Annotated in this window: 5 protein-coding genes; 2 read left to right on the forward strand and 3 right to left on the reverse strand. The window is 73.1% G+C overall.

Annotation, left to right across the window (positions count from 1 at the left end; genetic code table 11):
• The first annotated feature begins 114 nt into the window (after nt 1–114).
• Nucleotides 115–1,338, forward strand: a complete 1,224-nt coding sequence (gene fes, locus A3IC_RS0123345; RefSeq protein WP_020552480.1) for an enterochelin esterase — start codon at nt 115–117, stop codon at nt 1,336–1,338.
• Here fes and A3IC_RS0123350 read toward each other — a convergent pair.
• The 3 genes from A3IC_RS0123350 to A3IC_RS71240 are packed head-to-tail and all read right to left on the reverse strand — an operon-like array spanning nt 1,318 to nt 10,545.
• Nucleotides 1,318–2,841, reverse strand: a complete 1,524-nt coding sequence (locus A3IC_RS0123350) for a DHA2 family efflux MFS transporter permease subunit (protein WP_052173743.1) — start codon at nt 2,839–2,841, stop codon at nt 1,318–1,320. The genes fes and A3IC_RS0123350 overlap by 21 nt on opposite strands.
• 56 nt (nt 2,842–2,897) lie before the next feature.
• Nucleotides 2,898–3,113: an MbtH family protein gene (locus A3IC_RS0123355; protein ID WP_020552482.1), complete on the reverse strand. Its 216-nt coding sequence runs from the start codon at nt 3,111–3,113 to the stop codon at nt 2,898–2,900.
• Nucleotides 3,100–10,545: an amino acid adenylation domain-containing protein gene (locus A3IC_RS71240; RefSeq protein ID WP_020552483.1), complete on the reverse strand. Its 7,446-nt coding sequence runs from the start codon at nt 10,543–10,545 to the stop codon at nt 3,100–3,102. The genes A3IC_RS0123355 and A3IC_RS71240 overlap by 14 nt, the downstream gene beginning before the upstream one ends.
• 142 nt (nt 10,546–10,687) lie before the next feature.
• Between A3IC_RS71240 and A3IC_RS0123365 the strand changes: the two genes are divergently transcribed.
• The gene (locus tag A3IC_RS0123365) at nt 10,688–11,869 is read left to right on the forward strand and encodes an amidohydrolase (protein ID WP_020552484.1); all 1,182 of its coding nucleotides are present in this window, start codon (nt 10,688–10,690) and stop codon (nt 11,867–11,869) included.
• The last annotated feature ends 65 nt before the right edge of the window (nt 11,870–11,934 follow it).

Here is an 11,934-nt window from a genome sequence, read left to right on the forward strand (position 1 = left end):
CGCCGTGCGTCGGGCCCGCCATCCGGACGGCCCCGGTTCGCCCCCGGACTCCGGCGCCCCGATTCGACCCGTACCCGATCGACCCTTTCGTCTTCGCGCAGAAAGCCGAACATCATGGACACCCCGATCCTGCGGGCGCTGACCGAGGCGGTCACCGCCGGACGAGCCGATGCCGGCGCCGAGTTCTGGGCCCGGGTCGAGGCCGTCGGTGCTCCGCTGGTCGAGCCGGACCCGGCCGACTCCGGGCAGCGCCTGGTCACCTTCGTGTGGCGGGACGACCCGGCCGCGCCCGCCGGCGATGTGCTCGCGCTGCTGCACACGTTCACCGATCGGGACCGGCACGCGGGCGACCTGACGCCGCATCTGATGCGCCGACTGCCCGGGACCGACGTGTGGGCGCTCACCCATCGGCTGCCCGCCGACCTGCGTGCGTCGTACCAGTTCTTCGTCGGTACCGGTGCGCGCGAGCAGATCCTGCGCACCGATCGTGCCGCCTGGCTGGGCGTACTGGACGGCGCGGTGCCCGACCCGTACAACCACGCGCCGACGCTGGCCGCGCGAGACGGTCGCAATCCGTCCTCGGTGCTGGCGCTGCCGGACGCGCCCGCCCAGCCGTGGGTGCGCCGGCGGCCGGGCGTACCGCGCGGGTCGCGCCTGGACACGACGGTGGACGGGCGCCGGGTGAGCGTGCTGCTGCCCGCCGGTATCCGGCGAGAGCCCTGTCGGGTGGCGGTGTTGCTGGACGGCGAGGTCTGGGGGTCGGTACTCGACATCGGCGACACGCTGGACAACCTGCACGCCGAAGGCCGGATCCCGCCGACCGTCGCGCTGCTCGTGGACACCATGGGGCGGGATCGGCGGATCGCCGATCTCACGTGCAGCGAGCAATTCGTGGACTGGCTGGCGGACGTGTTGTTGCCGTGGGCCGGTCGGCGGTACGGGGTGGACCCGGATCCCGCGCACACCGTGGTCGTCGGGCAGAGCGCGGGCGGCCTGACCGCCGCGTTCGCGGCCCTGCGTCGGCCGGATCGGTTCGGCAACGTGCTGTCCCAGTCCGGGTCGTTCTGGTGGCCGGACCCGGACGAGAACAACGACGGACCCGAGTGGTTGACCCGGCGGTTCGCGGCGACCCAGCGGCTGCCGATCCGGTTCCACCTGGAGGTGGGGCTGCTGGAATGGATGCTGGTCGCCGAGAACCGGCGCCTGCGCGATGTGCTCCTCGAACGCGGCTATCCGCTCACCTACACCGAGTTCGACGGCGGCCACGACTACGCCTGCTGGCGCGGCGGGCTCGCCGTCGGACTCGTCGGCCTGCTGTCAGCCTCGGCCGGGAGTTGAGGCACCGGCCGGTTCGGCGCGACTGGCCTCGGTGTCCGGATACGCGGAACCGGTGCGGTCCGCAACGGCGTTCGCGTCGGTCGCATCCGTCCGCAGCGTGTCGGCGTCGGCCGGGTCCGTGCGGGCCGCCTCGGGCTCGTCGTCCCCGAACGGTGGCGGAGCCGGCGCCTCGCGCGGCAGCCGCAGCGCGAACACCGCGCCGAGTGCGACCAGTGCGGCGGTGACCCAGATCGCCGCGCGGTACGGCCCCGGTGAACTCGCGCCGTGGCCCGACCCGCCGCCCGCCTCGATCACCGCGGCGCCGGCTGCGATCCCGAGCGAGCCGCCGAGGGTGCGCACGATGGTGAACAGGGCCATCGCGTGTCCCATGTCCGGCGGTTCGATCTCGCCGAAGCCGGCGATCTGCACGGTCAGTACCGCGGTGCCGAGCACCAGCCCGACACAGAACATCAACACCCGTACCGCCCACGCGTTGTCGGCGACCCCGGGCAGGGCCAGCGCGCCGAACACGAGTGCGGCCGCCACCAACGCGGGCGTGGCCAGTCGCCGCGGGCCGAGCCGGGGCAGCAGCCGGTCGACCACCTGGGATGCGAACATCAACCCGACCGCCTCGGGGAAGACCCCCAGGCCCGCGTCCAGTGCGGAGGCTCCGAGCGCTGCCTGATAGAGCAGCGGGAAGACGAACAGCACGCCCATCAGCCCGGCCGAGGTGACCAGGGCCAGTGCGGTCGCCGAGCCGAAGGCCCGGTCGCTCAGCAACCGAAGCCGCAACAGCGGTTCGGCCGCGCGCAGTTGGTGGGCGATCGCGATGCCCAGCAGGACCAGGCCGAGGATCCCGCAGACCGCGATGGCGGGCGTACTCCAGCCCTGCGACGGGCCGAAGCCCAGCGCGTAGGTAAGCAGCGCCAGCGTCGGCGTGGTGAGCCACAGGCCGGTCCGGTCGAACGGCCCCACCACTCCCGCCCGGTACTCGCGCAGCCCGAACACACCGAGCAACACGGCGGCCGTGCCGATCGGCACATTGACCAGGAACAACCAGTGCCAGGACAGGTGTTCGGTCAGGAAGCCGCCCAGCGGCGGGCCCAACGCGGGCATCAGCGCGGTCGGCACGATCAGCCACTTGGCCAGCCGCATGCGCTCGTGCGGCGCGAACGCGGTGAACAGGATGGTCATCCCGACCGGCGTCAACAGACCCCCGGCCAGGCCCTGTACGACGCGCGCCAGGACCAGTGAGACCAGGTTCCCGGACAGCCCGCACGCGGCCGAGGCAGCGGTGAACACGGCGAGCGAACCGAGGAAGATCCGCTTGGTGCCGAAGCGGTCGCTCAACCGACCGGCGACCGGCAGCGCGGCCACCAGGGCGACCAGGAACGCGATCTCGACCGTGTTCGCGGCCACCGCGGGCCGATCGAAGTCCTCGGCGATGGTCAGCAGAGCCGGGTTGACGATCGTCGAGTCCAGGCCGTTCATGCACATCGCTGCGGTGTGGACGACGATCACGATCCATCCGGCGGCGCGTTTCGCGTTCGCCGGCGGAGCGGGTTCGAGGTGTCGCGCGGTCACCGTGCGGCCGGGCTCAGGTCGGTCCAGTGCTCGGTGATCCAGTCCAGCGCCACCGAGCGCGCACACGGCCCGTGCACGCCGGCCCAGCCGTCCGGCACGGCGGCGAAGCCCGGCCACAGCGAGTGCTGCCCGAGGTCGTTCACCAGAACCAGGAACTCGCCCGTGTCGTCGTCGAACGGATTCGTCGGGGTGTCGTGGTCACGGGAGGTCATGGGAGGGGCTCTCCAACTCGGTGAGGCGGTCCCGGACCACACGCGCGATCCGCGCGATCGGGCCGGGCAGGGTCATGTCCTTGTGCGAGCAGGCCACGTTCGTGGTGTCGATCCGCCCGGTCACGTACGGGGCCCAGGTGTCGGGGGTGAGGGTCTCGTCGATGGTGTCGACGGTGGCCCGGAAGAACAGCACGTCGCCGCGGAACACCCGGTGGTCGAAGGCGCGGACGAGGTGGTTGGTGTTGAGGTAGATGTCGTTGAGTGCCTCGATCGTGGCCCCGTCCAGTCCGGCCAGCGGGCTGCCCTCGCGGCGCAACACCGTGATCACCTCCGCGAGTTCCAACGGCGCGCCGGCCAGGCTCTCCGGTCCGTAGCCGCCCATGGTGAGCAGCGCCTCCAGCGCCTCCGCGAGATCGGGCACCGGCAGCTCGCGAAAACCCTCGGCCGGATACGCGTCCAGGATCGCGAGCACCTCCACCTCGAACCCCAGGTCCTGGAGCCGGGTCGCCATCGCATGCGCGATGATTCCGCCGGTCGACCAGCCGAGCAGCCGGTAGGGGCCGTCTCCGTGCACCTCGCGCAGCCGGTCGACATAGTGCGCGGCCAACTCCTCCAGCGTCCGAGGCAGCGGCTCGCCGGCGGTCGCCGGGCCGACGCCCTGGGCCTGGAGGCCGTACAGGGGCACGTCCGCGGGCAGGTTCCGGATCAGGCCCGCGTAGCACCAGGAGAGGCCGCCGGCCGGATGCACGCAGAACAGTGGTGCCCGGTCGGCCGGGCCGGCCGGACGCAGCGGAAGCAGCACGTCCAGCGCGTCGGTGCGATCCGTTGCCTCCAGCGCGGCGTCCAGGCCGGCGGCGGTGGGAGCCCGGAAGATCGTGCCGATGCCCACGTCCGCGCCCAGTGCGGACTTGATCCGCCCGGCGAGTCGGACCGCCAGCAGCGAATGGCCGCCCAGATCGAAGAAGTTGTCGTGCACGCCGACGGTGGGAACCCCGAGTACGTCGGCGATCAGCGCGCACAGTCGCTCCTCGCGCGGTCCACGCGGGGCGCGACCGGCGCCGGTCGAGGCGGTGTGGTCCGGGCGGGGCAGCGCCTTGCGGTCCAGCTTGCCGTTCGCGGTCAGCGGCAGTCGCTCGACCACGACCACGGCCGACGGAACCATGTGCGTGGGCAGAGTCGCGGCGGCGTGTTCGCGCAGTGCGGGCCCGTCGACGTCCGAGCCGGCGACCACATAGCCCACCAGTCGTTTGTCTCCGGGAGTGTCCTCACGCAACACCACAGCCGCATCCAAGACTTTCGGATGTGCGGCCAAAACGGCCTCGATCTCGCCGAGTTCGACCCGGAAGCCGCGAATCTTGACCTGCTGGTCGGCCCGACCGAGGTAGTCCAGCGTGCCGTCCGCGCGGCGCCGCGCAAGGTCGCCGGAGCGGTACATCCGGGCCCCGCGCTCGCCGAACCGGGCCGCGTGCGGATCGGCCACGAACCGGCCCGCGGTCAGCGCGTGCCGACCCAGATAGCCACGCGCGAGGCCCTCGCCGGCGACGTACATCTCCCCGGTCACCCCGGGCGGGACCGGCTGGAGCCGGTGGTCCAGAACGTATACGCGCAGGTCCGGGATGTTCACCCCGATCGTGCTCGCGGACCCGGCGGCGGCCGAGGCGCGGTCCAGCGGGTGGTAGGAGACGTGCACCGTGGTCTCGGTGATGCCGTACATGTTCACCAGGCGCGGCGCGTCGTCGGCGTGCCGCTCGTACCAGTCGGCCAGCCGCGCCGGCTCCAGCGCCTCCCCGCCGAACACCACGTAACGCAAAGCCAGCTCGCGTCCTGGCCGGTCCCGGTCGGCGGCCACCAACTGGTGGAACGCGGAGGGGGTCTGGTTGAGCACGGTGACCCGCTCGCGGGCGAGCAGGTCGAGGAACTCGCCCGGATCGCGGCTGACCAGGTGCGGCACCACGACCAGCCGGCCGCCGAACAGCAGCGCGCCCCAGAGCTCCCAGACCGAGAAGTCGAACGCGTAGGAGTGGAACAGGGTCCACACGTCGTCCGGACCGAAGCCGAACCAGTGGTCGGTCGCGGTGAACAGTCGGGCCACGTTGTGGTGGGTGACCGGTACACCCTTGGGTCGGCCGGTGGAGCCGGAGGTGTAGATCACATAGATCGGATCGCTCGCCCGCAGCGGGCGCTTGCGCTGGTGCTGACCCAGGTCGGAACTCGGGTAGGCGTCCGCGTCCCTGCCGTCCACCACGATTCGGGGCAGGTCGTGCGCGGGCAACCGGCGTTCGGTGGCGGAGTCGGTCAGCAGGACGACGGGCGCGGCGTCGTCGAGCATGTAGGCGAGCCGATCGGCCGGGTAGTCCGGGTCGAGTGGCAGGTAGGCGGCGCCCGCCTTGGCGACCGCGAGCAGGGCCACGACCAGCTCGGGCGAGCGCGGCAGGGCGAGCGCGACGATGTCGCCGGGGCCGATGTCGCGGGCGACCAGCAGCCGGGCCAGGCGGTTGGCCCGCGCGGACAGTTCGGCATGGCTCAGCGACGGGCCCGCGCAGCTGACCGCGATGCGCTCGGGGTGGGTACGGGCGGCCTGTTCGTAGCGGGCGACCAGGGTGGCCGACGCGGTCGCGGTCGCGGTGGGTCCGGCGTTCCACTCGACGAGCGCGCGGTGCCGCTCGGGTTCGTCGAGCAGCGGCAGCGTGTCGATCGGCGCGTCCGGATCGGCGACGGCGGCGGTGAGCAGTGCGGTGAGTCGACGGGACAGGCCGAGCACGCCGGCCCGATCGAACAGGTCGGTGCGGAATTCGACGAACCCGCCGATTCCGCGCCCGGGTTGCTCACCCACGTTCAGCGTGAGGTCGAACTTGGCCGTCCCCGACGGCACGGCGGTCATCCGCGCGGTCAGCGGACCGAGCGCGAACTCGGCGTCGGGCAGCGACTGCCACGCGATCAGCACCTGGAACAGTGGGTGCCGGCCCAGTGAACGCGGCGGGTTGAGCTCGTCCACGACCCGGTCGAACGGCACGTCGGCGTGGTCGTACCCGGCCAGGGTCGCGGTGCGCACCCGGTCCAGCAGGGTACGGAAGCTCGGCGCACCGGAGGTGTCGGCGCGCAGCACCAGGGTGTTCACGAAGAACCCGACCAGGTCGGCGGTGGCGTCGTCGTCGCGGCCCGCGACCGGGATGCCCAGCGGGATGTCGGTACCGCAACCATGCCGGGTGAGCAGCGCGGCCAGCGCGGCCTGAACGGCCATGAACACGCTGGTGCCGGTCGATCGGGCCAGCTCGGCCAGATCCGCGTGCGCGGTGGCATCGAGGTGGAACGGCACGGTGTCGCCCGCGTAGGACGCCACCTGGGGACGCGGCCGGTCGGTGGGCAAGGCGAGTTCGTCCGGCAGACCGGCGAGGGTGCGCTTCCAGAAGTCGAGTTGCCGGGCGGCCAGGGGAGTGGGCGCCGCCGCGGTGCCCAGCAACCGGGCCTGCCATGCGACGTGGTCCGGGTAGCGCACCGACAGCGGCGCGAACGCCGGCTCGCGACCGCCGACCCGGGCCGCGTAGGCGGTGGCCAGGTCGCGCGCGAGCGGTGTGGTGGACGCGCCGTCGCCGGCTATGTGGTGCAGCAGCAGGACCAGCGTGTGGGTGTGCTCGTCGGTGCGGAACAGCGTGCAGCGCAGGGGCGGTTCGACCGCGAGGTCGAAGCGGTACCGCACGGCGTCGACGATCGAGTCGCCCGGGGCCGCGAGACGCAGTTCGGGCCGGGCCCGATCGACGGTCAGGACTCGCTGATAGGGCTCGCCCGGCTCGCTCACCACGGCCGGGGCGTGCGCCTGACCCGCGGCGTGCGCTTGGTCGCCCATGGCGCTTGCCGAGCCGGGTGCGATCTCCGGAGCCGCCGAGCTCGCCTTGTCGGCTCCGCCTGCCTTGTTCGCGTTGCGCGCCTCGCCCGCACCACCCGGGTCGCTTGCCCCGCGTGCGCCGCTCGCCTCGTCGCCGAGCATCGGGTAGACGGTGCGCAGCGTCTCGTGGCGCGTCACCAGGTCGACCAGCGCACGTTCGAGCGCGGTGTGCTCCAGCGGGCCGGTCAGGGTCAGCACGAGCGGGATGTTGTAGGTGGGGCTCGGTCCTTCGAGCCGGTACATGAACCACAGCCGCTGCTGCGCGGGGGACAGCGGCAGCCGGTCGGTGGGGTGCGCCACCGGTTCCAGTACCGGGCGTGGTTGTGGCGCGGCGCCGGCCCGGACGAGTTCGGCCAGGCCCGCCGGGGTCGGCCGGCGGAACACGTCCGCCAGGCCGATCGGCGCCTCGAAGCTCTCCCGGGCCCGAGCGGCCAGTCGCGCGGCGAGCAGCGAATGGCCGCCCAGGTCGAAGAAGTCGGCGTCCCGGGCCGGTTGTTCGGTCAATTCCAGGACGGCCGCGAACAGATCGCAGAGGATCTCCTCGTGCAGTCCGCGCGGTCCCTCCCGCAAACCGGGCGCGCTCGGCGCCGGGTCCGGCAGCGCGCGCTGGTCGATCTTGTCGTTGGCGGTGCGCGGCAGCGCGGGCAGTACCAGGACCGCGGCCGGGACCATGTGCTCGGGCAACTCGGCGGCAAGGTGGGCTCGAAGCGCCTCGGGAGCCGGGCCGCGGCCGGCGACCGGGACGGCGTAGCCCAGCAGCCGTTTGCCGTGCGCCGCGTCCCGGGCGATCACCGCGGCTTGGGCAACGTCCGGATGGGCGGCCAACACCGCCTGGATCTCACCCGGTTCGATTCGGAAGCCGCGGATCTTGACCTGCTCGTCGGCCCGGCCGAGCAGTTCGAGCGTGCCGTCCGCGCGGCGCCGGGCCAGGTCGCCGGTGCGATACATCCGGGCGCCCGGATCGCCGTGCAGGGCACCGAACGGGTCGGCCACGAACCGTTCCGCGGTCAGATCGGGGCGGTTCAGGTAGCCGCGGGCCAGGCAGGCGCCGGCGATGTGCAGTTCGCCGGTGACGCCGACCGGGGTGGGGCGCAACGAGCCGTCCAGGACGTAGGCGCGCGAGGCACGCACCGGTCCGCCGACGCCGTCCGGACCCCAGAAGTAGGCGTCGACGGTGGTTTCGGTGGGGCCGTACAGGTTGATCGGTCGGCTGCCCGGGATCGCGGCCAGCCGCTGCCACAGCGGCTCGGCGACGCTCTCGCCGCCGACCACCAGCACAGCGGGGTGATGCCGGTCGGGCGCGTCCAGGCCCTCGGCGAGCAGCGCCTCGGCGTAGGTGGGCGTCACGTCCAGGTAGTCGATCCGATGTTCGTGCAGATAGCCGAGCAGGGCGAGGGGATCGCGGTAGCCGGCGTCGTCCAGCAGGTGCAGCTCGTGGCCGTGCACCATCCACAACACCGGGTCCCACGAGGCGTCGAACGCGAACGACGCGCTGTGCGCGATCCGCAGCCGGGTGCGGCCGGTGCGCTCGACGGTGGGGGCGATGTGGTCGGTGCCGTGGCTCGCGTACAGGTTGGCGAGCGAGGCGTGGGTGACCGCGACGCCCTTGGGCCGGCCGGTCGAGCCGGAGGTGTGGATCACGTATGCGCTCTGCCGCGGGTGGGGCGGTTGCGGGGCGCGATCGGGGTGCGCGGCCAGTCGGGTGCGGGTGGCCGGATCGTCCAGCAACACGGTGTGGATGGTGTGCGCGGGCAGGTCGGCGACGGTGTCGGCGGTGCCGATCAGGCAACCCGGCGCGGTGTCGGCCAGCACGTCGCGGATCCGTCGGGCCGGGTGGCCCAGATCGAGGAACTGGCAGACGCCGCCCGCCTTGAGCACGGCGAGCAGGGCGAGCACGGTGTCCGCGCCGCGGTGCAGCGCGACGGCGACCGGGACCTCGGCGGTCACACCGATGGCGATCAGCTCGTGGGCGAGCCGGTTGGCGGCCGATTCGATCTCGGCGAAGGTGCGCGCGTCGGCGCCGGACCGGACCGCGATCGTGTCCGGGGTGCGGGCGGCCTGGCGCGAGTACAGCTCGGGCAGGGTGGTGTCGACCGGCGGTTCGGCGCGGCCGGCGGTGGCCTGCTCGACCTCGGCGGGGGTGAGCAGGTCGATCCGGCCGATCGGCCGCTCGGGCGTGGTGTGCAGCAGGTCGACGAGCGCGTCGAGGTAGCGCAGCAGCCCGAGTTCGTGATCGGCCAGGGCGGCGGCCGAGTAGCGGGCGGGATGGGCGTCCAGGTCGATTCGCAGGCCGCCGTCGGCGGTCGGTGCCACGCCGATGGCGAGGTCGTCCACCGGGCCGGCGGCCAGGTTGTGCACTCGGCCGACCGCTTCGCCCAGGTTCAGGTCGCCTTCGAACGCCTTGATGTTGACCATCGGCCCGTACAGCGGCCGGGCCCGGCCGGTGGCGCCGAGTTCGCGGAGCAAATCCTCCTGGCGGAACCGCTGGTGGCGGCGCACCGCGCGCAGTTCGAGCACGACTCGGCGGAGCAACTCGGGTGCGGTGTCCCGGGGTTGCACGCGCACTCGCAACGGCAGGATGTTGACCGTCATCGCCGGGGTGCGCAGGGCGGTGCGGCTGCGTCGATTGAGCAGCGGGAGGCCGAGCACGATCTCCCGGGCGCCGGCGGTGCGGTGCAGATAGCCGGCGGTGGCCGCGATGAGCAGTTCGGCCCACGTGGCCCGGGCGATCGAGGCGGCCTCGGTGAGTCGCGCGGCGCGGCCGGGCGTGAGTTCGACGCTGCGGCGCAGGATCGGGCCCGTGGGCAGGGGAGTTGCCGGCGCTCGGGACAGGGTGACCGGCTCGGGACGATCGGCGAGGTGGTCGAGCCAGAACGCGCGATCGGTGTCGTACGCTTCGCTCCCTCGGTAGTCGGCCTCCTCCGCGACCAACTCGCGCAGGGTGCCGAACGGGTTGGGGGTGGGCCGGTCATGGCGGGTGAAGGCGGTGTACGACTCGGCGACGCGGCGGCCGATCAGGGTGAGCGCGTACGCGTCCACCGCGACGTGATGGACGCGCCGGTACCACCAGTGCAGTTCGTCGGCGAGGCGGAACACGGCGTGGGTGACCAGCGGCCCGGTGATCGGGTCGACGGGCCGGGCCAGGTCCGCGCGCAGCCACGCGTCGGCCTCGGCTTCCGGGTCCTGCGCGCCGCGCAGGTCGAGGAGATGCACCGGGTGCTCGTGGTCGCTCACGCGTTGCGTCGGGGTGCCGTCGGTGCCCGCCACCACCAGCACGCGCAGCGTCTCGGCCTCGGCACCGACCAGGCGCAGCGCCCGCGCGAACAGGTCGGCGTCCAGAGGGCCGCGGATCACGACCCGGTCGCCGGTGTTGTAGCCCGGATCGTCCGGCATCAGGGCCTGCGCGTAGACGATGCCGGCCTGGGCGGCGAGCAGGGGCAGTCGGGCGACGTCGGTGCCGGCGCGGGCCGGGGTGGGCACGTCGGGCTCGGCCGGCTCGGCGGCCTCTGCGGGATCCGGGACGGTGGTCTCGGCCTGGTGGTGACGCATGGTGTGGAGACTCCCGGGACGCGACGACGACGGGCGGCACGTACCGGCCCCGGCACGTGAAGTTAGGTAAGCCTAAGCTATCTTCCGGAGGTTCGTCAGGGTGCCCCCGGGACGAAGAAATCTCGATGAAGCGGAGCGGAACATGAGCGTGGCCGACGTTGCGGACCGACCGGCCTCGGATGCCGACCGGGCCGCGATCCGCGATCGGGTCCGGGCGAACCGGGACGAACTGCTCGCGCTGAGCCGGCGCATCCACGCCCATCCGGAGCCGGCGTTCGCCGAACACCGGGCCGCCGCGTGGTGCGCCGATCTGCTGCGCGCCCACGGCTACGCGGTCACCGCACCCGCGTACGGCCTGGACACGGCCTTCGTCGCGAGCATCGGATCGGGCCCGATCACCGTCGCGATCGCCTGCGAGTACGACGCGCTGCCCGGGATGGGCCACGCGTGCGGACACAACCTGATCGCGGCCGCCGGTGTCGGCGCGGCCCTCGCGCTCGGGCCCGCCGCGGATCGGCTCGGGCTCACCGTGCGCGTGGTCGGCACCCCGGCCGAGGAGCGCGGCGCGGGCAAGGCGTTGCTGCTGGACGCGGGCGCGTTCGACGGCGTGGACGCGGCGATGATGGTGCACCCGTGCCCGTTCGAGGTGGCCGAGTTCCGCTCCTTCGCGCTCGGCACGCTGTCCGTGGAGTACCTCGGCACCGCCGCGCACCCGAGCCTGAATCCGCACGAAGGCCGCAGTGCCGCCGATGCGCTGACGGTCGCTCAGGTCGCGTTGGGCCTGCTGGGGCGGCAGTTGCCCGCGGACTGGCGCGTGCACGGCATCACCACGGCGGCCGGCACCTCGCCCAACGCGGTGCCGGACCGGGCCACCGCCGAATACGAGCTGCGCACCACCGACGCGGCCCACCTCGCCGAACTGCGCACCCGCGTCGAGGCATGCTTTCGCGCCGGCGCCCTGGCCATCGGCTGCGAGGTCCGGCTGACCCGCCCGGAGCCGGACTACCTCGACTTCCGCACCGATCCCACCCTGATCGCGCTGTGGCGAGCCAACGCACGGGAGTTGGGCCGTCCGGAGCCGATCGAGCGACCCCCCTTCGCATGCACCGACATGGGCAACGTCTCACACGCCATCCCCACCATCCACCCGGTCCTGGACATCACCGGCGGCACATGCGGCCCGCACGAGCCGGCCTTCGCCGAGGCCGCCATCTCCCCGGCCGCCGACCGCGCCATCCTCGACGGCGCCACCGCCATGGCCTGGACCGCCGCGGACTACGCCCTGCTACGCCGAGACGGCGGAGCGGACGCCACGGAGGGATAGGGACTCCGGAGCGGGGACTCCGGGCAGTGGCATCGCCCCGGCCGGTCGGCCCCGACGGGCCGCCG

This window comes from Embleya scabrispora DSM 41855 (genome assembly GCF_000372745.1).
GTDB classification, from domain to species: Bacteria; Actinomycetota; Actinomycetes; order Streptomycetales; family Streptomycetaceae; genus Embleya; species Embleya scabrispora.